We start from the raw sequence: 23,455 nt of genomic DNA, 5'->3' as shown, positions 1-23,455 counted from the left end.
GATTTATTGGTATAGATTTCTGTTCTCGTAATCAAGCAGCCATTCTCTGGCCGTTTGGTTGTTTATCTCTTGCTGCTTGGCAGCCATCTCTTCTTGATAGGCTTGTGCAAGCTCTTCCTGTGCAAGTAGAAACTCTAAGTCACAGATTTCTCCTGCAATGTTTTTCTGTACTAATTCATCGTAATCCATAATTCCTGATTTTTTAGGTTATAAGTCATTGAAAGCCCGGTTGATGGTGCTGGCTATCGGACGGGCCATTTCCTTGCTGTTGTCGGGTTTGGGTGTGCTGGCCAGTTTGACATCTCCCAGTGTCTTTGTGCTGCCTTCCATCCCGAAAATCTTTTGTACGGCTATCAGCGTGTTGGCTTGCACACCCGTTTCACGCATCCGGGTAAGGTCTTGTTGGGTGAGCCGGTACCCTTCTTTCTGTATCTCTTGGATGACATGAAAGTTGTCGGTCTGTGCGGCATCCAACAGACGTGCGGCCTGCCTTTCATGTTCGCCCTGTTCTTCCGGCTTGGTGCCGAACAGCTGGATGACTTCATGGGTTTGCCTTTCATCCAGACCGTGTTCCTTACCGATTCCTTTGATAAACTCTTCACTGGGTTTATATCCTTCCTCTTTGAGCTTCCCGATTTTTTCAAAGTCATGTTTGCCCACCGCTTCCTTAAACTCGGCTTCCATATTGCGCCCCTCTTCGTGTTTTTGCTCTTTTGCAGCCTCTATGTTGGCCGCATGGGCTTCCAGTTTGGGGGTCATGGCCTTGATCAGCTCTTGTGCCTTGCCGGGAGTGATACTCTGTATGTTCTGTATCATGACTCCTTTCCTGTCATCCGTCAGTTGGATGTCGGCAATGAAGTAGCCTTCCGGACTGTGCAGCAGCTTGTTCTCCAGTGCATGGCCGTTGGCGAGCAGGTATTTGTCGGCTTTGGTTAACTTGTAGCCGCCATATTCGCTGGTCTGCCCGATGATATCGGGAATCTTGATTTCCTGGTTGGTGCGCAGGATGACGGAGTTCAGATCCCGGTCAACTTGCAGCAGGATGTCCTTCTTATTTACGGTGATGGGTACGATGTCACCGGCAAGCAGCTGTTCTTTCTCTTTCTTGCCCAACTTCTTTCCCAGCACCTTGTCCGGGATAACCAACGCCTCTTTGCGGTAGAATACGGAGATTCCGTCATCGTTTAAACGGAGCTTCCCCGGTTTGCCGTGTATCTCCATCAAATCAGACATGATACCCTTTTCCAGCTTGGTGCCTTTCCCGTCGAGGATGTTCCCTTGCTTGTAGGCGTATTCATAGAGCGACTGTCCGGTGTAGCATACCTTCAGGCGATGGTCGATGACGGTAAAGCCGTCCTTGTCATGTCCCTTCAGGTTCTCCCACCGCTTGATGCTGATGCCCTCCTTCTCCAGCTCGGCGACATATTTAGGATCATTGGCACGTTCCTTGTTAAAAAGGGCGGATACACGTTCTTTTGATTGGTCACGAAGGCTTTCATCGTACTTTGCTCCGGCTTTTTCCCTGATTTCGCTTACGCTCATGCTCAGCTCTTCCCCGTCTTTGCGGAACCGGAAATATCCGTCCCGGTATTCGGTCTGATAGCCCAGTGATTCGGCGATGCCGCCGAACTGTCCCACGTTGTCGAACATATAGGTGTCTAATGCTTCTCTCAGTTTCATGGCTGTGGCTTGTATAAGGGTTCTGCGGAAAGGATGTATTCGTTCAACACGGCCAGCTTGATGTGCCGCCCGCCGTTTCGCTCGTAAATCTCGATCTCGAATACCTTATCATCGGGTATCGTGAATTTGTCGAAACCAAGTATCAGCCGGTTCCGGCTCTTGCCCTTGATTTTCGTATCAAAATCTTTCTGATAAATAGGTTCGATGGTCGTTTCTTGCTGGATGGCGTTCTTGCTCTTCTTCTGGTCACGCTGGAAACATTTGACAAACTCGATGTCGTAGTCGATGTATGATTTGTTTTTCAGGTCAAAGATGAAAAACATGAAGTCCTCATGCACATACAGATTGGCCATTGACAACTCAAACTTGTTCTCGATGACCCCCAGGCTGTAGATGTTGCGCTTCTTGGTGCGCAGCTCTTGGATGCATCTTTCCATTTCCTCGCTGTTCACATCCACATGGGCGGTATATTTGCGCTGGTCATCGAAATTGTAGGTGAATACGGAGGTATTGCCCCGTTTGATGGTGATGTGGTAAGTGTTCATGGCCTTATCCACCACAAACAGGTTGGAATATGCCACGGCATCTTTGGCGGTTGATACTTTCAACTGGTTGTTGTAGGCGGCCAGAGTGAAGGACACCTCGTTGCCGGGCGTTCCGTAAGCGATGTCCTCCGGAAAGAAGAACTCGGCCAGATGGAGGTCGCTGACTTCTGCCTGATAGTCATGGTGCTGCCATTTCCCGTTGTCCTCGTAAATGTTCGGGTGCGAATCCGTGCCGCTTTCGGGAAGGTAGCGGATGTGATAGGTGTAAACGCTTCCGTCGATGCAGACTACGGTCAGGTTGGTCTCTTCGGTGAATCCTTCCGCTTGCGCCGAGAGCCTGACGATATGGGGCGCCTCTTCTACCCGGCTGGCCATGACAAGCTCCTGTTCGCCGATGGCGATATCAGATACTTGCACAGGGAATACCAGGTGTTTCACACAGTCGAAAGAGATAAAGATGTCTTTTTGGCTGATGGCTTGTTGCCGGGGAGTGCCGTTTTCCTGAGCGAAGAGCGGCAGACTGCACACAAAGCAGTAAAACAGTAGATAAATATATTTCTTCATGTTGTCGATATGTTAAACGGTTCTTGAAAAAAAGGCGGTGAATACGGTAATGCCCCATAGAAGAAGCAGGGTAATGCCGAAAGAAACGGTCAGCGGACGGATTTCTTTAAAGGCTCGTCCGTTCCGGCGTGATACGTAGATCCGATAGCCGAAAAAGACCGCTGACAGCGCAAGCAGGTAATTGAGAATGTCTATCATAATTTGTCTATCAATGTTTGAAGGGGATGATTTTTCTTGTTCGTTTTCTCTTGTTCCATTTGCTCATAGAGCTTCTGTAACTCCGCTTGCACGGCTTGCCTGCGCAACTTCGATTCCTGACTCTCTTCCTGGATATACATTTCGTAGTTGGACTTGAGATGTACCTTCACTTGTGAGAGGCTCATGTTCAAGATTTGCTTGGCTACCTGGGTGGTGGCGTTGACTACGCTGGTCACTTCGCTGGCCATCGTGCCGATGGAAGAGAGCGGCATGTCGATGTTCTGTACAAGACCTTGTTCCATACGCTTGGCTGCACTGGCTTTCAGGTTATTGGGCAGGTTCAAACCTTCCATGGCATCATTGTCGAAGACAACCACCGATACGGGATTGAGGTTGTCTCCTACCTTCAGGTTGCTGACCACCACATCGAGGCGGTTGGCTCCCAAAGTGGCGACACCGTAAAACAGCGTGTTGGCCGGTATCTTCATGCCGGATAGGGTTACGTCCTGAAGCAACCGCATCCGTACCGTACTGCCCGTGACTACGGTCTGGTCGCCGTGGATGCAAGCCCTGAAGAGGTTGCTGTTTCCCGGTGTGGAGGTCGGTTGGCGGCGTACCCGCTTGCCGTTTTCGGCACGGTAGATCGGGCCTTTTTGCATCAGGCTGTCGGCGGATGGATGGCCGGAAGGGTTGGCAGCGGCTTTCTCCGTTTTTCCCTCTTGGTCATAATTGACAATCCGTTCATACATGCGCTTGCGGTATTTGTCGGATTCTTCCAGTTCCTTGCGGATGCGTGAGTTCTTCTTGGCTTCCCGGATAATCTCGTTGAGCGCCTGCTCGTCCTCCAGTCCGTCCAGTTGGCTTTCCAGCTGATGAGAGAAGCGTCCGTTCCGGCCACCTCCGTATTCTGCCATGACTTCGCTGTACGGATCGTTCTGCATACGGCGGATGCGCTCCAGTGTGGCACGGTCATACCGTTCCTGCTGGTTTTGCAGCTCGAAGTAAAAATCAGATCCTTTGACTTGAGACTCTTTCAGGATGCGTGCCTTCTCCTGCTCTTCCAGTTTGTCCTGCTTATAGGCTTCCATCTTGTCGTTCACCTTGTCGGCCATTTCCGACTGTGGTTCCAGAAAGGCTTGCGAGGCGGTCTGTCTGTCACTCCCTGACGGCACGTTCCCGTCCTCACGGATGAAGAATACATAAAGGAAGAGGATGCCCAGGATTACCGGGATGGCCATCAACAGCTTGTTCTTGTCTTTGATAAGTTTATTCGGTTCCATGGTCGGTTGGTTTAGAGGTTTCTGACTGGTTTTCATTCTTGCCCGGAGAAGCTGCCTGCGATGTGTTGGCGCCGTTGCTTTCCACGGGTTCGGAATAGCGGACAATCCAATCTTCTATCTTGGCTCCGTGCGCATTTTCCTCGCTGCGGGACAGCATATCATAGATGGTGAACTCCGCTTCGATATTACGTGAGATGCTTCCCCGTGCCCGGTACCCGGTCTGCGTGAAGATTATCTTTCCGGAAACGGGTATCGTTTGGGTGTTAATCTCTACATCCTTGATGCGTACCCCGTAACGGATATTCTTTTGTATGAGTGAGTTCAGCATATTCACATCGTTGTACTCGTTCAACAGCTCCTTCCCCTTGTTGCCTATGAGGTTGAGCGCAAGCGAAATGTTCTTCTCGTAGCTGCTTTCGTCAAAGGCATACCAGTGGGTTACGAAGGTCTTTACATGGTTCATGTATTCGTATTGCCGCATATCGCTGGCAGACAGGCTGCTTGCCTCATAGACTTCTCCCTGCCTGTCGATGACGAGAGCCTGGCCGTATGCTTTTTCTATTTTGTTGATAAGGAAGATGATACTGCTGGCAAAAGCGATAGTCAGGATGATGCAGTACCCGGCTGAAAGCCGGATAGTCAGCTTGACCGCATCATCTGCTCCTTTGAATTTCATCAGATTCATAGTTCTATTTTTTATTGTTGTCGTTTATGAAACTTGCCCCAATAGAGGCGGCACCGCCTACGTTGGTCAGCTTGCCGCCTGCCGCTGCGCCTCCCATCAGGGCGATGGTGGCCGCCGTGGTGACGATTGACACGGTTTTCGAAATGATTTTCCCGGCATCGCTGTGTCCTACGATTTTGGAGGATAGCCAGAAACAGCTGCAATAAGCACCGATTAAGGCGAGATCCATTCCTAAATATTGTATCTGCTGCGTAGCTGCGTCTACCATGTCGGCACTTTCCGTATAGATGGCCTTGAAGGTCTGCCACATGATTTGATTCAGGATATTGATGACGGTGAATACCATACAGGCGGAGCAGAGCGTACCGAACCAGATACTCAACTGTTTCTGAAAGACCGGCAGCATGCTTACGGCAAAGACAAACGGGCCGAGAATGACCAATAGCTTGACAATGACCACGCCGATACCCAAGATGACTACTTGTATGATTCCTACCAATAGGGCGGAAATGCCATGAAGTACAAGGGTGGCGAGGTTGGCGGGGTTGAGCAGCTGCACAATCTTCTCCACGCTGGAGCGTACACCGGTCATTTCGTCCTCTTCCATCTTTTTATCCAGTTCGTGCTGCATGGCGCCGGTGTTGTCTTCTCCGGCTGCTACCTCCGACTGGAGGCTGTGTTTGTCGTATTCGACAATCATCTCTCCTTGTTCGGTGGCTGATTGTGCCATGAACTGGGCAAATTCCTGCGCACGCTCGGAGGTCAGCGAGGTGGCTTCGTTGATTACTTCCATCGTGCCTACGATGGTTTGGGCGATGGGGGTGTACATGCTTAGGCAGAAGAACAGTACCAGGCAACGGGCGATTTCCATCATGTCGGGAAATTTGTCCTCATTCGGGCTTAACAGCTGGCTGGCTCCGTGATAGAGATAGTTGTATGCCAGGTTGCAGATAAAGCAGATGACACCAACACCGAAGGCGATGACCGTCATTTGCGAAACGAGTTCCATCGTCAGACCGTCCGTGATCTGAAGTCCCCAGAGAAAATTATCTTGATTCATAACGTTTAATTGGTGTGTCGTGTGAAAGCGGCCAACCGTCCCTGGTAATAGGTCTTCCGGTTATGCCCCTTCATGGATTTGTAAATGACCGTGGAACGCACGGATTCGTTAAACTCACGCATCTCTTCGGCGGCTTTTTCCACCGATTCCTTCACCTGCTCGATAAAGGACATGCGCCCTTCCGAGTTCATTGAGAAGTAACTGGTCACGGTGGCCACCTTGAACAGCAGGTCGGTACTCAGGCTCAGATTGACGGTCACACGCTGAAAGTTGAGAAATTTCAGGCAGTGGTAATTCGATCCTACGTTCAGGTAAAAGCTGTAGTCGCTGCTCAGGCAGGCTACGTCGTCCAGCAGGTCGGCAAGCTCTTTCAGTGATTTGAGTTCCTTCAACTGGTCGATCTTTTGCAGGCCGAGCCGCAGTTCCTGGGCATCGATCATTTCATTGATTTGTGTAACCCATTTCTTGACATTGGCGATCCATTCCGTTGAGTTCAGCAGGGTGTGGCCGGGATCATGCACGACGAACTGGGCATGAACACTGCCGGTTCCCGTCAGCCCCATCGAGGCGGCAAGTCCGAGTATGAGAATGATTCTTTTCATGACGGTTATTTGTTGGTGATGAATAATAAGGTGAATATGGCACATACCAGCCAGGCTGTCAGATAGCTCTTGGCATTTTCCTTTTTCGTGGCGAGTGCCCATACCACGAAAATGAGCGCAACGCCCAAAAGTGCGGCGGCAATGCTTCCGGCAAGATTGTATGCACTGCCGTTGAAGTCGGTTGACCAGCTTAGAAGGGCGGTCAGCCCTTGGGTGGCGTCATCCATACTTTTTCCTCCTTTCCTCCAGATAGCGGTTGATGGCCGTATAGGTCGAGCCGCTTTCGTTGAACAACTGCTTCAGCCGTACTACCGTCGCCTGGCGCGAATCGAAGGCTACGGCGGCGAAGTCGGACACTTCGTTGCGGAAGATGAAGGCATCGTTCGACATCTTGATGAAAAACTCTCTCCAGCGTTCCGTGCGTTGCAACGACTCGATCATATAGGCCTCTTCGTCCGTGATGGAAAGCACGGCTTTCACTTCCGGCAGGTTCTGCCGGTGTTCCGAATGGTCGAGGATAATCTTGGTCGCGCAGTTGATGATGATGGAGTCCTTGATACTGGACGGCATGTTTTTCAAAAACAGGATGTTCTGTGCGGCCAGCGTGATGCTTCCCTCCTTTTTACGGAAGGTACGGTACAGGTAGGCGATGAAGTCTCCGAATTTCTCGTCTTGCAGGAAGTCGAGCGCTTCGTCGATGATCAGTTCTTTGGCAAATCCCTGGCGTTTCTTGATTTTATCCACGATCATTTGCAGGGTGATGATGGCAACGAGCGGAAAGTACTCTTTCTTAGAGGCATCTTCCATATCGAAGGCTATCAGCCGGTCATGCACGATATCCACGTTCTCGGTGGCGTTCAGCAGGAATGACAGCTCTCCGTCTGTATAGGGTTCCAGCAAAAGCAACAGCTCCTCTATCTCGAATTTCTGTTTCTCAAACTCGGTCATCCGTTTGCTGAACACTTCCTTCAGATAAGCCCGGTAAGTTATCAGCGTCGGGAAGATACGCTCATGCTTCTCTCCTATTGAAGAGTTGTTCACATAGTCATAAAATCCGATGACGGATTTCCTGAGAATGGCGTTCTCGGCAGGCAGCATGGGTTCACGTACCTTCCAAATGTAGCTGATAATGGCGACGATGGTTTTTATCTGGTCATCGGCGGACTCGGCATCCGTGGTGTCGATGTACAGGTATTTGCCGTTCTTGTCACGGTCACACAAGAAGGGGTTGAACGCAAATTTCTTCTGCTCGGTAGAGTCGAAGTATTTGCCCCGGTTCAAGGCTATCATCGAGCGGTAAGAGCCGCCGATGTCGATGATCATCATATCCCGGCCCAGCTCATAGCTTTGCAGGATGTAATTGTTCAGCCAGAAAGACTTACCGGAACCGGACGGGCCGATAACGATGCGGTTCTTGTTGTTCAGCGCCGGATAATCCCAGAGGTTTATCTTGGCGGGAGTACCGAAACGGTCATGGTAGATATGCCCTTTCTCGTCCGAAAGGTACATCCCCTCTTTTTGCAGATAGCAGATGGCCTGCTTGGTCGTGTTGACGAAGCCCCGGTAATTGGCCCTGGCATTGCCGGGTATGTTGCAGAAGAACAGGTTGCACAGCTCGGCGTTCTCCACATAGCACGAACTTTGGTTCATAAAGCTGAAGCCTTGCTGTACCAGTGCGGTTTTCCGCATGAGCGAGGTGCGGTCTGTATCGTTCAGCACGACATTGAAGGCGGTATAGGCGGTCTGGTAGTCGAACTGGGTAATCTCATCGCAGAAGGCTGCCTGCTCGCGTTGCTTCTCTGCCGCCGGAGGGTAGAAGTTGGTGATGTAGTTCAGCGCGTCTTTCTCCGCACCGATGGCCGTTACGGTGGCATCTGGATCGGTTATCTCTATCACGATGTTTACGATGTGGTTGAACGGCAGGCCAAGTCCTACGGGGTACAGCATCGAGCATTTGCTCCGTATGCTGTCCGGTATCTCTATGTTTCCCCCGTATGCCTTCGACTTGCCGGTGTGCGGCACGGCCAGTTCCTGAAGATGCTCGCCTTCGTTGGTCAGCGAAAGGATGGAAACGTGCTGCTGCCCTATTTTCATGCTTCCGCTTTCACTGACGGCCATAGGGTTGACGCTCTTCTGCGTGGCATCGTTTTCCGGTGTCTCGTAAGAGAGGTTGACGTAGTCGTAGATGGCGTTGTTCAGTTCCGTATCATCCATCTTGCGTATCTCAAACTGCTGGATGGACGACAAACCGTTCTCAAAGTTCATCAGAAAGGCTTCCATTTCTGTCAGCCGTTGCTGATATTCCTTATAAGGTTGCTTGAACGGGTAGTGCAGCTTTCGCATCAGCGAGGTGCCCGATGCGCTTTTGCGTATCTTACCGTTTCGGCTGCCGTTCGTGAACGTCACATACAGGTTGGTGTAGCTGTTCAGTATCTCCTTGCCGTTGAAATGACGGTTGTTCTCCGCTATCAGGGCATTGGAAGAGTATTCTGCATGATGGTATCGCCCCGTATAGTAGAAATTCTGCTGATGGATGACCGTGCCTGCCGGAAGCATCTTCAAAAGAGCCTCCAACCGCTCGTGGATGTATTGCGCCTCGCTTTCCGACAAGGTGAACACTTCGGGCAGAAGCAGCCGGTAGCCGACGGTGATGTCACCGTTCCCGTTGATGACGGCGTTCTCCGTGATGGTCTGGATAGGCAAGACACTTTCCAGATCCACGGATTTGTCCTTCACCTCTATCTCTGTCTGCCGGATATACAGCAGAGCAATCAGCAGGCACAGCGCACAGATTAGCAGTGATATGAGTATGATGATTCCTATCATGGTTGCTGTTTTAGGATGAATTTGAAAATCTGCCGTTTGTCCGTTATCTGCCGGGGGGTGGCGTTCTTGATCCGGAGGCCGGTCAGGTAGTCCGGGTTACCGGCCTTGTGTTCCTTTTTCAAGGTTTGGAACAGCAGACCGGATAGAAACAGAATGGCGGAAATGATTCCGATGATGAGTATCGGGTGCAGCTGCTTAAATATGCTCACGATGATGATGATGGCCGTCAGCAGCATGAAGATGGCGAACTGTCCCGATGACAGACCGAAGAACTTGATCGGCTTGTTGATTTTACGCATGGTTCTCATGGCTCTTCGTTTTTAGATAATCAGGAAGGCCACCATGATGACTACCACGGCGATGATCCAGCCGAGCAGGTATTCCTTGGCATGGGGATTGTTCGTGGCAAGCGAATAGATGACAAAGACCAGGGCGATGCCGAGTACCGCCGCCAAAATGTATTTGGCTACGTCCAGAATGGTGTCCGCACCCTCTTTGGCTTTGTCTGTCACTTCGGATAGGCTGTTAATCTTCAGGCCGCTTTGTGCCTCCGCCACTTGTGCCGTTCCCAACAGCGTGAAGAATATGAGAAAGGTGAAGATAACCTTTCCATAGCGGTTAATGACTTGGTTCGCTTTTTCTCTTACATTTTCGATTGCTTTCATTTTGTTCCTATTTTTTAATTAAACATGAATCGTTTTCAGTCTCTCCCATTGCACATCCTTATACTTGATGGATATGGGCTCTTCTTTCGGCTGTTCCGGCAGTGGTTTGCCTGAGTAGTAGTAGGCTCTTCCATGCAGGTACATATCGGCTATCTCGGCAGCCAATTCCTCTTCTTCCAGCTCAGGCTGAAATACCACGCAGATGACCGGACAGGCTCTCTCCTGCCCTTCCTTGCGCACCGCCTCCCTTATCGGCTTCTCTTTCTCCTTTCCGGAAGAAAGTGCTTTCTTCTTTTTCCGAAAGTAAAAGTGAAGCGTGACACAGGCGAGTATGGCAACCAGTATCAAATCCACTACGTTCATAAGAGTTGCCAGATAATGAGCCAAGTGACCAATGCCGTGATATAGGTGATGATGGCCTCTTTGGTGCGCTCGTGGTTGCTTATCAGCTTTTTAAGTACCGCTAGTCCGGCACATAGAAAGCCTACCCCTATCAGCATGGCGCCTATTTCACGGTATAAGGAGATCAGGCCGGATACATTTGTATCGGCTAACAATATGATAATAAGCATGGTGATATGATTTGTCGGTTAGTAGAGCAGTATCTTTATTCCTACGTTCCAGACAGTGTTCCACTTGTCAATGGATAGGGGATTCCAATGTTGTTGTATGCGGGCAAGCAATGCCGTTCGGGGCAGGATGAATACTTCCAGTTCCGTTTCCAGTTTCGGGCCGATGATGAAGTTGTATTCCTTATCGGGGTGGCGGACGTATTCTGTACCGATGAATCCTCCCAGGCCGATGCCCCAGTAAACGGATTTCAGGTTGCAGGCCAGGGTTCTGTAATAACCGCCGTCCACAAAAAAGTCCTTACCCTTGTCATGTATCGTTTCGGGAATCGTTTCTTCCGGGTTCAAGGTAGAGACTTGCGGTAGGTTGGCTGTGTATTCGTAAGGTTTCTCAAAATAGCTAAACCCGGCTTTCCAATAGCTTGTCCGGTTGATGTATCTGGAAAAGGACAGGTTGTAATAGTTGCCTGCATTGCCGAACAGGTTAGTGCCGTAGTTCAATTCAAGTGCCGGGATGTTCTCATAATGGCGTTGCGCAAAAGCGCTTACGGTGCATAACAGCAGGCTAAGGCTGATAGCAGTCAGTCTGATGTGTTCCATGGGAATTACTCTTTAGGTTATTAATGTTATATATTTTTCTATTTGTCTCATACGGTGTTTCCAATTTACGCGGATTCCTGTCGGCAGAACCGAATCAAGGTGCTTATCGCGTTGTTTTCGCTCCAAACATATAGATTATATACGGGAGGACAAATTTTATGAAGGGCTTTTAAAGGGCCTTTCGTGTTTATTTAATGTGCATTAAAAAATACATGTGCCGTAAACCGGCAGGTGTGGAATAATTCTACAGAAAAAAGCCGGATAGGATTAGTTGTGTAAAACTGTCCTGCCCGGCTTATAGGGTTTGGTTTATATGCGCTTTCGGATGTTGCTCAATGCTTGTGGCGTGATGCCGATATAACTTGCTATGTCTTTTAAGGGTATTGAACGTAACAGCCATTTTTCATTGGCCAAAAGCGCTTTGTAACGCGCTTCGGCATCCAGTGTGTAAAACTCCTCTTCCCTTATTATTTTGCGGTTGATGGATCTTACCAAATGTATTCTGGCCAGCTTGTTGAAATTGATGGATAACTCATATAGCTGATGAAGATCTTTTTTGGGCAATCTCCAGATCTTGCATGGCTCCAATGCCTTGATATTGTAGTGGGCATGGTGTTCTTCATGTGAAAGGAAAAAATTGATGAACTCTTTGGCTTGGATAAACCGTGCTGAAATCTCTCTATTCTCTTTGTCCGGAAACCATAACCGGACGATGCCGGATTCCAGATAATAGAGGTAGCATACTTCCTCGCCCCTGGTGACGAGGTGTTCTCCCTTTTTGATATGGATAAGCTCGAAATGAGCATCAAGATACGCCTTTTCTTCGTCTGTCATCCGCACGTGAAGATGGGCGCCCATTACCATGAGCGTCTCATCTATCAGGGTGGCAATTGTTTGAACCATTGAATTTGTTTTATGTTTATATAAGGGTACGGAAACGTACCCTCTAACATGGACGTGGCGTTCCAACAACAAAGGCACGCCCCGTACCAGTTTCATACTGGTACAGGCATGCGCCTGTTGTTGTTAATTCCTTAACGATAGATGCCACTCTTTTGTTAGACAGACGGACGTATGTAAAAAGCGGGCTGCCAATTTTCTGACAATCCGCTGCAAAGATACTATTTTATGGTTTTTGTTCCAACTTTTAGGGATTTAAGTTGACGGCAAGGTCTTCTGGACGAATGCCTACTACCTTTATATAGATATCCCGGTAGATGTTCTCCTTAATCTCCTTGTCCTCTTCAGAATAAAGCCATGCGGTAAATTCATGATAATATTCGCCGGTTCCCAATTTAAAGAAATCCTTATATTGATAATGTCTGCTCACGGGAATGCCTTTCTTGTTTAACAAGAAGCATGATTTAAGCGCATCGTGATATTGCGAGGTCAGTATCGCCTTTATCTTTTCGTCGAAATATTCCAATGTTTCCTGGTCAAAGAAAAACTGTACGGTGTAGGGCCACTTCTCCCCTTTTCCTTTGATGTACTGGTATTGGAATTTGGTTCTCTCCAGCTTTTTGTTGATACCGTTTAAGATGCTGGTCACCTTCTTCTTCCGGTCATGGTTGTCCTTTACCGTTACATCAAATTCCTTGGCAAGTTGGTCAACCGTAACGGTGAAATAAGGTGCTTGTCCTTGGTCAATCTTATACTTGATCAGGTAAATCATTTTCGCCAGGTTCAGATAAAACTTGCGGTAGCCTTTGCGGTTGGGCAGGTTACGGTAGTCTTTCAGTTCCAGCAGATTGTATTCGGTAAGCAAAGTATTCATCAGATCTTTGCTCAGATGCACGTTGTAATTCCGCTTGGTGCGCTTTTTCGTGCCGAAGTTATCCTTTATCTCAAAGCGGTCCAGTATTTGAATGAACTTATATTGCGTCTTGCCGTTCATGGCGTATGCTACACTGAGGTTGGATGTCCCTAAACGGTATAACGCCGCTTCAAAGGTGTTCTCTATCGGATGCTCTATCTTTTGGCCGTTCTGTTCGGTGATATATACCGGACGTTGGTTGCTGAACAGGAAATCAAGCTGCTTCTCGGTCAGTTTTCGTTGCAACTTGGTTCGTTCATACCCCATGACCTCACAAAAATCGTTGATGGAGAACCAGCAGTCGCCGAACAGATCTTTCATTTGTGAAGATGCCACGTAAATGATAATGTCAGACATGACAGTGCCGCCTGCATCAAATAGAACTTCCAATACTTTCGTGTTGGAAGACTCGCTGAGAGTCCTGGGGACTCTGCTCAACTCTTTTTGTGTATTACTTTCCTTCATAGGCGGACACTTGTTGTTTACTGATGCAAAGATACGTTTTTTTACGGAGATAGTGAATCTAACTCCCTATAAATGAAGATTCCAAAGCATTTTTTTCGTGCTGTTTCTTGATTTAGTTGTGTAAAAGTGTCCCGACTACGGCTGTTTCCGATCCCCCAGTTGTGTAAAAGTGTCCCGAATGGCCGGTTTAGTTGTGCAGAAGTGTCCCGGATTCCTGATTTAGTTGTGTAAAAGTGTCCCGAATGCAGATTCTAGTTGTGTAAAAGTATCCCGACTTTCCTGTTCAGTTGTGCAGAAGTGTCCCGAATAGTCGGTTAGTTGTGCAGAAGTGTCCCGGTTACGAGAAGATGCCAGTAAGTGCTAACTTGCAATAATATAGTTGATTATACGGAAAACCTCCCTTATTAGTTGTGTAAAAGTGTCCCACAAATACTTAAATCCCTAAAAACCTAAATAAAACGAAGAAATGATTTTGTTACCGTATTCTTACTTTCGGAAAAAATTTTGAGGTGGAAACAAGTAGAAGTTTGAATTCTTTAACATATTGTCCAGGATAATAGGCTAAGGGATTTTTCCGCAGTTGTGTAAAAGTGTCCCGGTTCAATGCCGGCCTTCACTAAAATGGCGTGCAAAAATAACGCCTGCCCGACAAATGCAGTCGAACAGGCGTATATATATTTTTCCGAAAGTAGAATCAGATGCTCATATACTTCTTCAGTATCGCTTGAATCTCCTTGTTATGGCTGGTTAATACGTCTTCAAGAATGTTGTTGGCGATATTGTGCATTCCTAATCCCGTGGCCATAGCAATCTGCTTCAGCTTTCTGTGGGTTTCGCTGGATATCCGGATTACTTCGGTATTCTTTAATTTTCGCTCTTCCAGATATTCCGAGAATTTTTTTCCGCAGACTTTGCTTTCTTCTGTTTTTGGAGAAGACTGCACGGAAGGTTTGGATTCCGGCTTTTCCATTTGTTCCGGCTGAGGTTCTTGGACGGTTTCTGTGACCGGAGCCGATTCTTTCACCTCTTCATGGATGGGCTGCTCAATCGCAGGTTGGGGAATGGTGCTTTCCGCAACACTTCCGATCTGCTGGATTTCCTGCTCTTTCTTACTGGCGCTTTGCAGCAAGAGTTTTCTCATGGCGGCTGATGATGTCCTTTCTTTGTTGGTTGCCATAGCTTTATTCTCCTATATGGTTACAGATTAATTCCAATACCTCTTCACAGAACGCATCACAGGGATGATGGTACGCTTTACTCAGCGTACTTAAATTGCGTTGATAGTCAACCCTTGAATCCTTGATGTAGTTTTGCATCAACTCGAAAGGCAAGTTTTTTTTATTTTTCAAAATTTCTTTGAACTCCAGCACATTCGGAAGAACACGGTTCATAACACCACGCATGGTAGTCTTTTTACCAATCTTTCGACGGCTTTCAATAATCCCTTCATAGATGTTATAGTAAAAGGTCAATGTAGGTCTTAAATCGGTCTGGTTCGGTTCGAAGGGAATGATGATCACGTCAACGAAGTGCAGCGTTTCAACTACACCGTTTTGTTTCAGGTTACCCGGAAAATCGACAAGTATAATGTCGTAATTGTCCTGAAGGAAATCCAGTTGGTTGATGAACTCTGAGGAAGAGATATTGATAACCTCATATTCTTCTTCCTTTTTCATGATTCCGTCCTCGGCTTCGTCCTCACGTAATTTTCCGATAGTGTTCTGCATGTCGTCGATATCCACCACGGCAATGGATAAGCCACCCTCTTCGTTTGACTGCGAATGAATATAACCTGCAAACAAAGCTGTCAATGTGGACTTTCCTACCCCGCCCTTGGGATTCTCAAAAGCTACGACTACTCCTGGTAATATTTGTCCCATAATGTACGTTTTTAAGTATGTGCGCAAATATATAAATAATAAATTAAATAATTGCATACTTTTATAATTAATTTATTACACACTTATTTACTTAATTATATAAGTATTTACACATATAAATATGAATATAATTATGTATGTAATTAATATTATAGTTAAGTATGTATGTTCATACTTTGTAATAATATAATTAGTAATTATGTATTTTGTAACTAATGGCTTTTCGTTTGCTTGTTACAATGTGCGTAGTTGCTTTGTAACAAAGTGCGCGGTTAATCAGGATTAAGAAATCAAGACTTTTGTTTGGTTTTATTTCACAGCTGAGTATTATTGTATATCTTTGCTAATGCAAGGTATGTTTTTGTGGGTACAAAAACCCTTGCGACAGCCGAGCTGCCGACCAATGTTCGTTACACTCACATACTCTGTATATATGAAAGAGAATCGAGATATAAGTATAAAGATCCGCTTGACGGAAGCCGAGAAAGAACAGCTTCTTCAACGTTCAAAGGAAGAGGGAAAATCCCTTTCTTCCTTTATCAGAGAGTCTGCCTTGAAAGGCAGAAGCATGTCGAAAACCGATGTGCAAATGATATATGAACTTCGTAAAATAGGAGCCAATATCAACCAGCTTGCCAAACATATCAATACGCTTCCGTCCGATGAAAATATATTGTATTCATTGGATCGGATTAACCAATACCTTTCGGATGTAGAAACCATTAACCGGAAATTGTTATGATAGCCGAGATACAGCCTTCTTTCTCATCCCACCTGTCCATGAGCCGGAAAATCGAATACCAGCTTTCCAAGGTCAAGGAAGGAAACGGAAAAGTGCTTTGCACCTCCACCGGTGACGAACTGGCCGCCATGCCAGCCTACATGGAACTTATCTCCCAGTTGAATGACCGGGTGAAACTACCTTATGCGGAATTTATTCTGAGCCTCTATCCGGGAGAAAGCCTTTCCGATGAACAGTGGCTTTCTCTTGCCGGGGAATATATCGAGAGGATGGGGTACGGAAAGTCCTGTTATGCCGTTGTCCTGAATACCGACAAGGCACACAGCCATGTGCATGTGCTGCTGACCACGATTGATGAAGAAGGCAAAAGCATTCCTTCCGGGAATAATTACAGCCGTTCCGAAAAGATCTCAAGGGAACTGGAGCAGAAGTACGGTCTGTTGCCTTTGGAAAGGGAAGGAGGCAAGAGAACCACGTTGGGAGAGGCGCAATACCGTAACTATTATTTCGATGCGGCCTTGAAGAAAGCCATGCGTAGTTATAATTACAAGGATAAGGTATCGGCTGTCCTAGAACAATCCGATACATACTGGTCTTTGGATAAACCCTTGCAAGAAATAAAACTGGCCAATGAAGAATGGCGTGTCCTGTTGGGGGATGAAAGCTATGACAACCTTTTCGCATTGCTGGAAAAAGGAGGTTTTTTCAACCCCTTGTTCAAGGATGAACTGTTACAACAGCTTGACCGCATCTACTCTTTTTCCGAAAGTACATCCGATTTCCGAAGGAACCTGGAACAAGAAGGATTGTATATGCGTCTGGTCACCAAGAAGGACAAATCCTATTATGTCTATGGCATCAAGGATTCAGGCTTTTACCTGAAGGACGTTTCGCTTCCTCAGAAATATCGCTTCGGTAATATCCGTTTTGATGGGCATGGCATGAGTGCCGATGAACAGAAGCATTATCTCTATGACCACGTGTTTAAGGCTTTGAACGCTTCTTCCGGATATGAGGATTTCAAGAAGAACTTGGCGGAAGAATCGATTCGGGTGACGGAGCATGTAAACGGCAAAGGCGCATATGGGATTTCTCTCTATATGGAAAACGTGGAAAATGCTCATCTCTTTAAAGGTGCGGATCTTTCCCGTAAGCTCACTTATCAGAATATACAGAAGCTTTTCGATGGCGTGGCAGTCGGTCTCTCGTCACATATTAATAGGGTAGGGGAGTTCCGTGAGCGGGTGGATCGTGAGGCTTTCTATATGCAGGGTAGGGGAGTTACGGCCATTCCGGATCTTGACATTACCGGCAGCGGGAAGAAGTCGCAAGAGGATGATCTCATACCGTCCAAAAAGAAACGGAAACGCAAGAGTGGCCCCGATTTCTCTTTATGAATACTAACTTAATATAATATATTTCTTTATGAATTATCAGACCGTTTTACAGAATTATCTTCCCGTCGAACAAGGGGATTTCATGTTGAAATATGAGATTGATGACCGAGGGTATGCCATTTATTCACCGGAGAAAGGTTCGTTCTCTTGTATCGAATTACATGGCTTTTCCGAGCTTACTCCTTGGCAATTGGCTTTTCTCCTTTCATTGGATATGCAGCAGATGAAAGAACAGGATGAGTTTTCTCTTTCCGTATGTTGCAAGCGGGAAAAGCTCTTGTCTTATCTCTTTGATGTGGAGGAAAGCGAAACAACTTTAAAGACAAAACATGTGTCCGGGTGGCAAGGCTATCTGATGATGGATATCCATAAGCCGGACAGGGTACGGAACGTGTTCCAGTTCCATCCGGAAACGAAAAAAGCCCGTTTGGTCTTTGACAACCGGTTATGTGTCGCTTCCCTTCGTGAGAAAGAGAAAGGAAAGATCATCCATCTCTGTTGGAGTCCTTCTCTCTTTGCTGCCATCGATAGGGGAGGAGAGCGTACCGCACCGGCTTATCTGTTGGCTTCTAATGCTGCCTTGTTGCATGGGTATGCCATGAAGCAGATTGCGGAATGCTTTGCTGGTACACCGGCTGAAGAACGGGTTATCGGTATTCATGTAGGGGATAATGTCTATGAGGCCTTGTCTTTTGTGTGCTATTACGCCCGTAACGTGCAGGATGAATATTTGGTTATTCCTGAGCGGAAAGATGGGATGATGATTCTTGAAACCCCGAAATGGAATCCGATACGCCAGGCCAACTTCGTGGCTTCACTTAACAAGATGGCGGTTGACCAGGCGAAGAAACGCTATCCGGAAATGGAGGTTCCAAATGAACGGCCATTCACATGTCTCTCTTTTTCCCGGAAGTCTTTCGTCTATTTCCCGGATCTGAAGGTGTATCAGGAGGTGTTCTTGAAGATGTATTTGGGATTGGTGAGGTTACAGGAGGTGCATTTGCTGGGGTAAGGAACAATTGCAGTGCTGCTTATAATATAGTGGCACTACTATTGTTAGAGTACTTCTATCATTCCTTTGGTTACGGCATCGGCCAGTAGTCTTTTTACAATCCTGCCACTGGGAGGATTGGTTATCCCAAGCGTTATCTCAACCCTGTTTGATAGAGGATGATAGTGCAGGTATTGGAGGATTTCATCTTCAATAGTCATGTTATAATTCTTTTATCGGGACAATTTTGCCTAATATTTATGCTTTTGTTTATTGTTCTGTCTGTTGGATTTTACTTTTTTTTATTTCCGTTCTTCCCTTTTCCTTGTTTTCTGCCTCCCCTTGTGTGCTTTTTCATAGCTCCATCTGAGACCCTTTGTTTTTGAACGGCAAATTTATTTCGGTGGATGGATATGAAAGAGTTCCGGTCTTCGCCCTTTGTACCGAAAAAAATAACGCCGGACGGCTTCACTGTCCCCAACATTTTTTGTCGTCCAAAACTTTTCTCAATCCCTCCTTCCTTCTTGTTGTGTGCCGTAAAAAAAGGCTCATAAACTCAGATGGGGCAATAGCTGCAAATAGCTATAGAACTATTAGTTAAGGGAAGTGTTAATGATTTTTAGTGGACACGTGTGAACCTATAGGTTAGCCTGTATTCCTTAAATCGCCTGCCCAGTTCCGCTATGATTTCCGGATTGGCCATGGCTTGGGTGATGTGATTCGTTGTCATATCGCAAAGGTAAATATATTAACTGTTAAATCAAAATATGATAGATAACAATTAATATATTTACTATTATATTGAATGGTACAGGATGCCGTTTGTGTGTTAATCCCCCAATTCCATGCTACGCTTATTGCCGCCTATAATCGGGCTTTGCACAGGCTTTATGTCCTGAAGGCTTTTTAGCATCCCTTCCATTTGGAAGATTTTGGCGGCAGCGATGAAGTTGGTGGCGGATATATCCGGCTGGAGGCTTTTCAGTACGTTCTCCGATGGCTGATATCCTCTCATCTTCAGTTCCAGGATGGCGTTGAAGTCATCATTTCGCATAGCCTTCATGAAAGCCTGCTCTTGTTCGTTGGCAATGTCCGGCATTTGGATGGTATGCAGTTGCTTGCCGAACAAGAGCAGGTTTTTTCCGATAAAATCGGCGTGTTCCGGCTTGACCCCGCAATCCTTGGCAGTCTCATGCCAATACGATACGGTTTCCTGTACCTTTTCGATAATCTGTTTGTGTTCCCGGATGCCCATGTTCTCACCTACCTTTTGCAGATCTTCCATCGTGAAATTGTCTTGTTTGCCGTTGAGTGACAGTTGGTGGCGGTTCGTCCATTTGCCGCCCGGTGTGTATGAGTAGCAGAGGTCGTATGCCGGGGCCAGTTTCCATTTCCCTTGTCTATCCATCAGGAAAGAGAAGTTCTTGCTATGGTCATCATGGTTACGGCTCATGACGTTGAACACCATTCTTCGGTATAGTTCCTCCTGATCTGGATAAGGGAGGTTCATCTGCCGCATGATACGGAATATCTCTTCGTATGAATGGCGTTGGTCACGGTCATAGTGGGCAAGCCCGGCCAATGTCTGTACATGGATTTTCTCTCCGTCTTTCATACGGTCAAAACGGCGTGTCATAAAGTGATATGACTCTTTTTCCTGAAGTAACCGGCATTCCATCATATCGATACCGCAGGCTTTTGCCATCCGGTGATAGGCATATTCGATATTTCCTATTCCTTGTGGATTGTCCGTTATCTGCGTGTGTTCGCTGTATTTGCCGCCATCAAATTTCAACAGCCAATATCCGAATCCTTCAGGAGCTTTTACCTGTCCGGAGCGTACCTCTCCGGTAATATCGTTGTAGGCGATGATGGCCTTGGGCTTGGCACCTCCGGCAGATGTTCCCACTTTCAGTATATCCAGAATGTTTCTTCCTTCCTGGCGCAGTTGGACCTGAAAAGCCATTCTGTCCGTGAATACGGATTTGGCAAGCTCCGTCAGTTCCTCGATATGGAGCACTGATGATTCGTTCATGCCGTTGATTGGCGAGGACGGCTCAAACTCCAGTGCGCCCATGCCACGTTTGCCTACATAGCAAAGCCTGTCTAAAGGGGTAATCTCTTCTCCGGACAATCCCTTGCTGGCAAACCATTCATTGATGATCTGGTTTCCGAAAGTGTCCGGCAGTGAATCGGCAAACAGGCCGGGCAACCCCTTGAAACAGTCGGTACGGTTTTCAAGGAACCGGTAGGGGGTGTTCCTGTACTGGCTGATGGGCATGATGATGGGAGAAATGTCAAGACCGGAGCGGATGAACTTCCGTTCATAGTCGAACAAGGCGGCATTGCTTTCCTTTTCCCAATAGAGAGAGCCTACGCTTTCTCCCCATAGCTTTACATCTACTATCAAATCATTCATGGTTATCTTGTTTTAAATGGCGTACACGGTAGCGTTTCTTTCCTTGCAGTTTTTTGAGCTCTATCGGGCTGACCCGGATTTCCGGTACCAGTTGCTCCAGGTTCTCCAGCAGGCCGAGCGAGCGGAGTACGCTGATGAACAACAGCAGCGATACCGATTTGCCCTTCTCGATGTTCGCAACGGTCAAGGGGCTTACACCGGAAGCCGTTGCCAGTTCTTCCTGCGTGATATGCTGCCTGATACGTGTCTCTTTGATGCGCTGGCCGATTCTCATCAGCACAGCTGGATTGCTCATTTCATTCCACATGGTTGTTCCTTTTTTGCAAATATACAAATAATCCATGTAAATATATAGATTAACTTGAATATATGATGTTAATCTATATGAATACAATGATTATAGTTGCTTTATCGGCTGTTTTTTTCTTTGAACTAGGATGAAAACTGACTAAAATCACAATGTGTTGTGAATATGAAAGAGCTAGGAAAGATGATTAAAGAGTGCAGGAAGAGTTTGAAGGTCAATCAGCTGGAACTTCTCCGAACTGGCGGGCGTGGGCATCAATACGCTGGTGGCCATCGAGCGTGGAGAAGGCAATCCTAAATTGGCTACTGCTTTCCATTGGAGTTGATTAAAGTGCGGAAAAATGTATAAGATTGCTTCTATTATCTGCTTATTTTAGTATATTTGTGCTTTAAATAAGTGCGGATAAATGTATTATACGCTGTTTTTACATGTATAAAAATGCTGTTTGTAGATGAAAAGATTTGTTTTGCAACAACTTATAGAATGGAAAAACCGTGAGGATAGAAAACCTCTGATTTTAAATGGTGCCCGACAAGTTGGGAAAACATGGCTGCTCCATGAGTTTGCCAAACTTGAATACAAAAAAGAGGCTTATGTGGTATGCCGTAAGAATAACCTTGCACGCCAGCTTTTTTCTCAGGATTTCAATGTTGACAGAATTTTACGGGGGCTGCGTGCGATGACTTCCGTTGACATTACTCCGGGTGATACGCTTATTATCCTTGATGAGATACAAGATATCCCGGAAGCACTGGAATCTTTGAAGTATTTTAAAGAGGAGGTTCCGGAGTATCATATAGCTGTGGCAGGTTCACTTTTGGGGATATCCCTTCATCAGGATGTGTCTTATCCCGTAGGGAAGGTAAATGTCATCAATATATTTCCTATGAACTTTGAAGAGTTTCTTGTCGCCAAGGGAGAAGAAGAAGCTTGTAAATTGCTTATGAGTGGGGATTTTGAAACGATAAGCCTCCTGCATGACAAATATACGGATCTCCTTCGGCAATATTATTATGTAGGTGGTATGCCGGAAGTTGTACTCAAATATGTAGAAACGGATTCCTTGCTGGAAGTCAGAAGAATACAGTCGGAGATTTTGCAAGGCTATGATCTTGACTTCTCAAAACATGCGCCCAAAGAACAGGTTCCGCGTGTCCGAATGGTATGGAACAGCATTCCTTCCCAATTATTTAAAGAAAACAAGAAATTCATTTACGGAGCTTTGCGAAAAGGTGCCAGAGCCAATGATTTTGAGATGGCCATTCAATGGCTTGTAAATGCCGGGTTGTTGTATAAAGTGCCTCGATGTACCAAACCGGAGCTTCCGCTTGATATTTATGAAGACCTGTCGGCTTTCAAACTCTATATGGTTGATTTGGGGCTTATGGGTGCTATGGTCAAGACAGATCCGGCCCAAGTCTTGATTAAAAACGACATATTTAAGGAATACAAGGGAGGAATGACTGAACAGTATGTATTGCAGCAGATGAAAAGTAAGGGCGTGTCACCGATTTATTACCATAACACAGACAATTCGCGTCTTGAGTTGGATTTTGTTATTCAACGTAATGCCCAAATGGTGCCGATAGAAGTGAAGGCCGAAGGGAATGTCCGGGCCAATTCGTTGACAGCATTACTGGGAAAAAGACCGGAATTGCATGCGGAGAGATTTTCTATGTTGCCTTATAAAGTACAGGGTAATCTTACAAATTTTCCGCTATATGCAATATAGGTGTATCCTTTTCCCATGCCGGTCATACCGTTAGAACTGATTGATAAGTATGATGCGTATGTTGGCCGGTATGTCTATCTTTGTGGCAATGAAAACAGAGAGAGGATTGATTTACGCCTTGTTTTCCGGGACGGAAAGGAGATTGGCACGGATGATCTGAATCTGTATTATAATTGATGTGACGGCTTGGATGTCCCCCGGATGAATGTTCGGGGGATTCTTTTTCTTTTGGGCGTTCCTGTGGGACGGTCAGGCTTTCCGTTGCAAGTCCTCGCCTAAAGGCTGTGGGCTTTACTCTGCAATCCCTAACGCATGGCTGAAAAGTCCTCTTGCCGGTGTTCTTCTTCATACAGCCTCATGCGTTCTTGTAATGCTTCTTTTAAATTGTCGCTTTTTTTCAGTCCGAGTTTGGCACGTATGTTCGCTCGTTGGCTG

At 46.6% G+C, this 23,455-nt stretch carries 26 protein-coding genes and 2 pseudogenes; 5 read left to right on the top strand and 23 right to left on the bottom strand.

Going from position 1 to position 23,455, the window contains the following annotated elements:
- Nucleotides 1-3: 3 nt before the first annotated feature.
- The 19 genes from ACZM60_RS04170 to ACZM60_RS04080 all read right to left on the bottom strand — a co-directional run bounded on the left by ACZM60_RS04170 (nt 4) and on the right by ACZM60_RS04080 (nt 15,432).
- Nucleotides 4-189 carry a hypothetical protein gene (locus ACZM60_RS04170; RefSeq protein ID WP_008771427.1) on the bottom strand — a complete coding sequence of 62 codons (186 nt, stop codon included), beginning with the start codon at nt 187-189 and terminating at the stop codon, nt 4-6.
- A gap of 18 nt (nt 190-207) precedes the next feature.
- On the bottom strand, nt 208-1,680 hold the full coding sequence (locus ACZM60_RS04165) for a DUF3945 domain-containing protein (RefSeq protein ID WP_008771426.1): 1,473 nt from the start codon (nt 1,678-1,680) through the stop codon (nt 208-210).
- Nucleotides 1,677-2,789 (bottom strand): DUF4138 domain-containing protein, encoded by a 1,113-nt coding sequence (locus ACZM60_RS04160; RefSeq protein ID WP_008771425.1) that lies wholly within the window; start codon nt 2,787-2,789, stop codon nt 1,677-1,679. Before ACZM60_RS04160 ends, ACZM60_RS04165 begins: the two co-directional genes overlap by 4 nt.
- A gap of 12 nt (nt 2,790-2,801) precedes the next feature.
- Nucleotides 2,802-2,987: a hypothetical protein gene (locus tag ACZM60_RS04155; RefSeq protein WP_007564699.1), complete on the bottom strand. Its 186-nt coding sequence runs from the start codon at nt 2,985-2,987 to the stop codon at nt 2,802-2,804.
- Nucleotides 2,984-4,267: a conjugative transposon protein TraM gene (traM, locus tag ACZM60_RS04150; RefSeq protein WP_008771424.1), complete on the bottom strand. Its 1,284-nt coding sequence runs from the start codon at nt 4,265-4,267 to the stop codon at nt 2,984-2,986. Before traM ends, ACZM60_RS04155 begins: the two co-directional genes overlap by 4 nt.
- The gene (locus ACZM60_RS04145) at nt 4,254-4,952 is read right to left on the bottom strand and encodes a hypothetical protein (protein WP_008771423.1); all 699 of its coding nucleotides are present in this window, start codon (nt 4,950-4,952) and stop codon (nt 4,254-4,256) included. Before ACZM60_RS04145 ends, traM begins: the two co-directional genes overlap by 14 nt.
- 4 nt (nt 4,953-4,956) lie before the next feature.
- Nucleotides 4,957-6,012, bottom strand: a complete 1,056-nt coding sequence (locus ACZM60_RS04140) for a TraJ family protein (RefSeq protein ID WP_008771422.1) — start codon at nt 6,010-6,012, stop codon at nt 4,957-4,959.
- A gap of 5 nt (nt 6,013-6,017) precedes the next feature.
- A complete protein-coding gene (locus ACZM60_RS04135) occupies nt 6,018-6,614 on the bottom strand; it encodes a TrbJ/VirB5 family protein (RefSeq protein ID WP_008771421.1) in 597 nt (198 codons plus the stop codon).
- Between the two features lie 5 nt (nt 6,615-6,619).
- A complete protein-coding gene (locus ACZM60_RS04130; protein ID WP_008771420.1) occupies nt 6,620-6,841 on the bottom strand; it encodes a hypothetical protein in 222 nt (73 codons plus the stop codon).
- The gene (locus ACZM60_RS04125) at nt 6,834-9,440 is read right to left on the bottom strand and encodes a TraG family conjugative transposon ATPase (RefSeq protein WP_008771419.1); all 2,607 of its coding nucleotides are present in this window, start codon (nt 9,438-9,440) and stop codon (nt 6,834-6,836) included. The genes ACZM60_RS04130 and ACZM60_RS04125 overlap by 8 nt, the downstream gene beginning before the upstream one ends.
- Nucleotides 9,437-9,748 (bottom strand): hypothetical protein, encoded by a 312-nt coding sequence (locus ACZM60_RS04120; protein WP_005868885.1) that lies wholly within the window; start codon nt 9,746-9,748, stop codon nt 9,437-9,439. The genes ACZM60_RS04125 and ACZM60_RS04120 overlap by 4 nt, the downstream gene beginning before the upstream one ends.
- A 12-nt stretch (nt 9,749-9,760) precedes the next feature.
- The gene (locus ACZM60_RS04115; RefSeq protein ID WP_005868883.1) at nt 9,761-10,105 is read right to left on the bottom strand and encodes a hypothetical protein; all 345 of its coding nucleotides are present in this window, start codon (nt 10,103-10,105) and stop codon (nt 9,761-9,763) included.
- Between the two features lie 18 nt (nt 10,106-10,123).
- Entirely contained in the window at nt 10,124-10,468 is a 345-nt protein-coding gene (locus ACZM60_RS04110) for a hypothetical protein (protein ID WP_005868881.1), read from the bottom strand.
- Nucleotides 10,465-10,677 carry a hypothetical protein gene (locus tag ACZM60_RS04105; RefSeq protein ID WP_005868879.1) on the bottom strand — a complete coding sequence of 71 codons (213 nt, stop codon included), beginning with the start codon at nt 10,675-10,677 and terminating at the stop codon, nt 10,465-10,467. The genes ACZM60_RS04110 and ACZM60_RS04105 overlap by 4 nt, the downstream gene beginning before the upstream one ends.
- Before the next feature lie 18 nt (nt 10,678-10,695).
- Nucleotides 10,696-11,274: a conjugal transfer protein TraO gene (locus tag ACZM60_RS04100; protein ID WP_005868877.1), complete on the bottom strand. Its 579-nt coding sequence runs from the start codon at nt 11,272-11,274 to the stop codon at nt 10,696-10,698.
- A gap of 309 nt (nt 11,275-11,583) precedes the next feature.
- Nucleotides 11,584-12,177, bottom strand: coding sequence for a Crp/Fnr family transcriptional regulator (locus tag ACZM60_RS04095; protein WP_005868875.1), 594 nt, complete (start codon nt 12,175-12,177; stop codon nt 11,584-11,586).
- A 244-nt stretch (nt 12,178-12,421) separates the two neighbouring features.
- Nucleotides 12,422-13,552, bottom strand: coding sequence for a hypothetical protein (locus ACZM60_RS04090; RefSeq protein ID WP_005868874.1), 1,131 nt, complete (start codon nt 13,550-13,552; stop codon nt 12,422-12,424).
- 694 nt (nt 13,553-14,246) lie between these two features.
- The gene (locus ACZM60_RS04085; protein ID WP_008771418.1) at nt 14,247-14,729 is read right to left on the bottom strand and encodes a DUF3408 domain-containing protein; all 483 of its coding nucleotides are present in this window, start codon (nt 14,727-14,729) and stop codon (nt 14,247-14,249) included.
- Between the two features lie 4 nt (nt 14,730-14,733).
- The gene (locus tag ACZM60_RS04080; protein ID WP_132141086.1) at nt 14,734-15,432 is read right to left on the bottom strand and encodes a ParA family protein; all 699 of its coding nucleotides are present in this window, start codon (nt 15,430-15,432) and stop codon (nt 14,734-14,736) included.
- 403 nt (nt 15,433-15,835) lie between these two features.
- Here ACZM60_RS04080 and ACZM60_RS04075 point away from each other — a divergent pair, with 403 nt between their 5' ends.
- The 3 genes from ACZM60_RS04075 to ACZM60_RS04065 are packed head-to-tail and all read left to right on the top strand — an operon-like array spanning nt 15,836 to nt 18,583.
- The gene (locus ACZM60_RS04075; RefSeq protein WP_008771416.1) at nt 15,836-16,174 is read left to right on the top strand and encodes a plasmid mobilization protein; all 339 of its coding nucleotides are present in this window, start codon (nt 15,836-15,838) and stop codon (nt 16,172-16,174) included.
- Complete coding sequence (locus ACZM60_RS04070; protein WP_008771415.1) at nt 16,171-17,571, top strand: relaxase/mobilization nuclease domain-containing protein; 1,401 nt, start codon at nt 16,171-16,173, stop codon at nt 17,569-17,571. Before ACZM60_RS04075 ends, ACZM60_RS04070 begins: the two co-directional genes overlap by 4 nt.
- Nucleotides 17,572-17,599: 28 nt before the next feature.
- Nucleotides 17,600-18,583 (top strand): hypothetical protein, encoded by a 984-nt coding sequence (locus ACZM60_RS04065; protein WP_008771414.1) that lies wholly within the window; start codon nt 17,600-17,602, stop codon nt 18,581-18,583.
- Nucleotides 18,584-18,627: 44 nt separating this feature from the next.
- Here ACZM60_RS04065 and ACZM60_RS04060 read toward each other — a convergent pair whose 3' ends face one another.
- From ACZM60_RS04060 to ACZM60_RS04050, 3 genes are all read right to left on the bottom strand, one after another.
- On the bottom strand, nt 18,628-18,783 hold the full coding sequence (locus ACZM60_RS04060; RefSeq protein WP_005868867.1) for a hypothetical protein: 156 nt from the start codon (nt 18,781-18,783) through the stop codon (nt 18,628-18,630).
- A 608-nt stretch (nt 18,784-19,391) separates the two neighbouring features.
- Nucleotides 19,392-20,981: a type II toxin-antitoxin system HipA family toxin gene (locus ACZM60_RS04055; RefSeq protein ID WP_008771412.1), complete on the bottom strand. Its 1,590-nt coding sequence runs from the start codon at nt 20,979-20,981 to the stop codon at nt 19,392-19,394.
- Nucleotides 20,974-21,324, bottom strand: coding sequence for a helix-turn-helix transcriptional regulator (locus ACZM60_RS04050; RefSeq protein ID WP_005868812.1), 351 nt, complete (start codon nt 21,322-21,324; stop codon nt 20,974-20,976). Before ACZM60_RS04050 ends, ACZM60_RS04055 begins: the two co-directional genes overlap by 8 nt.
- 129 nt (nt 21,325-21,453) lie before the next feature.
- On the opposite strand from ACZM60_RS04050, the pseudogene ACZM60_RS04045 reads away from it, so the two are divergent.
- Nucleotides 21,454-21,613 (top strand): annotated as a pseudogene (locus ACZM60_RS04045) (helix-turn-helix domain-containing protein).
- 126 nt (nt 21,614-21,739) lie between these two features.
- Nucleotides 21,740-23,020, top strand: coding sequence for an ATP-binding protein (locus ACZM60_RS04040; RefSeq protein WP_005868811.1), 1,281 nt, complete (start codon nt 21,740-21,742; stop codon nt 23,018-23,020).
- Between the two features lie 305 nt (nt 23,021-23,325).
- Here ACZM60_RS04040 and ACZM60_RS04035 read toward each other — a convergent pair.
- Nucleotides 23,326-23,455: pseudogene (locus ACZM60_RS04035) on the bottom strand (helix-turn-helix domain-containing protein); the annotation flags it as partial.

This window comes from Phocaeicola sp. (assembly GCF_057861905.1).
This window is presented reverse-complemented; position numbering and strand designations above follow the sequence as displayed.

What these genes read in the sequence shown, in the direction of transcription:
- ACZM60_RS04120 (WP_005868885.1), bottom strand. Translation starts at nt 9,748, where the DNA reads ATGAGAACCATGCGTAAAATCAACAAGCCGATCAAGTTCTTCGGTCTG.
- ACZM60_RS04165 (WP_008771426.1), bottom strand. Translation starts at nt 1,680, where the DNA reads ATGAAACTGAGAGAAGCATTAGACACCTATATGTTCGACAACGTGGGA.
- ACZM60_RS04145 (WP_008771423.1), bottom strand. Translation starts at nt 4,952, where the DNA reads ATGAATCTGATGAAATTCAAAGGAGCAGATGATGCGGTCAAGCTGACT.
- ACZM60_RS04075 (WP_008771416.1), top strand. Translation starts at nt 15,836, where the DNA reads ATGTTCGTTACACTCACATACTCTGTATATATGAAAGAGAATCGAGAT.
- ACZM60_RS04115 (WP_005868883.1), bottom strand. Translation starts at nt 10,105, where the DNA reads ATGAAAGCAATCGAAAATGTAAGAGAAAAAGCGAACCAAGTCATTAAC.
- ACZM60_RS04050 (WP_005868812.1), bottom strand. Translation starts at nt 21,324, where the DNA reads ATGGATTATTTGTATATTTGCAAAAAAGGAACAACCATGTGGAATGAA.
- ACZM60_RS04110 (WP_005868881.1), bottom strand. Translation starts at nt 10,468, where the DNA reads ATGAACGTAGTGGATTTGATACTGGTTGCCATACTCGCCTGTGTCACG.
- ACZM60_RS04090 (WP_005868874.1), bottom strand. Translation starts at nt 13,552, where the DNA reads ATGAAGGAAAGTAATACACAAAAAGAGTTGAGCAGAGTCCCCAGGACT.
- ACZM60_RS04130 (WP_008771420.1), bottom strand. Translation starts at nt 6,841, where the DNA reads ATGGATGACGCCACCCAAGGGCTGACCGCCCTTCTAAGCTGGTCAACC.
- ACZM60_RS04140 (WP_008771422.1), bottom strand. Translation starts at nt 6,012, where the DNA reads ATGAATCAAGATAATTTTCTCTGGGGACTTCAGATCACGGACGGTCTG.
- traM (WP_008771424.1), bottom strand. Translation starts at nt 4,267, where the DNA reads ATGGAACCGAATAAACTTATCAAAGACAAGAACAAGCTGTTGATGGCC.
- ACZM60_RS04170 (WP_008771427.1), bottom strand. Translation starts at nt 189, where the DNA reads ATGGATTACGATGAATTAGTACAGAAAAACATTGCAGGAGAAATCTGT.
- ACZM60_RS04065 (WP_008771414.1), top strand. Translation starts at nt 17,600, where the DNA reads ATGAATTATCAGACCGTTTTACAGAATTATCTTCCCGTCGAACAAGGG.
- ACZM60_RS04095 (WP_005868875.1), bottom strand. Translation starts at nt 12,177, where the DNA reads ATGGTTCAAACAATTGCCACCCTGATAGATGAGACGCTCATGGTAATG.
- ACZM60_RS04040 (WP_005868811.1), top strand. Translation starts at nt 21,740, where the DNA reads ATGAAAAGATTTGTTTTGCAACAACTTATAGAATGGAAAAACCGTGAG.
- ACZM60_RS04105 (WP_005868879.1), bottom strand. Translation starts at nt 10,677, where the DNA reads ATGCTTATTATCATATTGTTAGCCGATACAAATGTATCCGGCCTGATC.
- ACZM60_RS04125 (WP_008771419.1), bottom strand. Translation starts at nt 9,440, where the DNA reads ATGATAGGAATCATCATACTCATATCACTGCTAATCTGTGCGCTGTGC.
- ACZM60_RS04155 (WP_007564699.1), bottom strand. Translation starts at nt 2,987, where the DNA reads ATGATAGACATTCTCAATTACCTGCTTGCGCTGTCAGCGGTCTTTTTC.
- ACZM60_RS04080 (WP_132141086.1), bottom strand. Translation starts at nt 15,432, where the DNA reads ATGGGACAAATATTACCAGGAGTAGTCGTAGCTTTTGAGAATCCCAAG.
- ACZM60_RS04060 (WP_005868867.1), bottom strand. Translation starts at nt 18,783, where the DNA reads ATGACTATTGAAGATGAAATCCTCCAATACCTGCACTATCATCCTCTA.
- ACZM60_RS04100 (WP_005868877.1), bottom strand. Translation starts at nt 11,274, where the DNA reads ATGGAACACATCAGACTGACTGCTATCAGCCTTAGCCTGCTGTTATGC.
- ACZM60_RS04160 (WP_008771425.1), bottom strand. Translation starts at nt 2,789, where the DNA reads ATGAAGAAATATATTTATCTACTGTTTTACTGCTTTGTGTGCAGTCTG.
- ACZM60_RS04085 (WP_008771418.1), bottom strand. Translation starts at nt 14,729, where the DNA reads ATGGCAACCAACAAAGAAAGGACATCATCAGCCGCCATGAGAAAACTC.
- ACZM60_RS04055 (WP_008771412.1), bottom strand. Translation starts at nt 20,981, where the DNA reads ATGAATGATTTGATAGTAGATGTAAAGCTATGGGGAGAAAGCGTAGGC.
- ACZM60_RS04070 (WP_008771415.1), top strand. Translation starts at nt 16,171, where the DNA reads ATGATAGCCGAGATACAGCCTTCTTTCTCATCCCACCTGTCCATGAGC.
- ACZM60_RS04135 (WP_008771421.1), bottom strand. Translation starts at nt 6,614, where the DNA reads ATGAAAAGAATCATTCTCATACTCGGACTTGCCGCCTCGATGGGGCTG.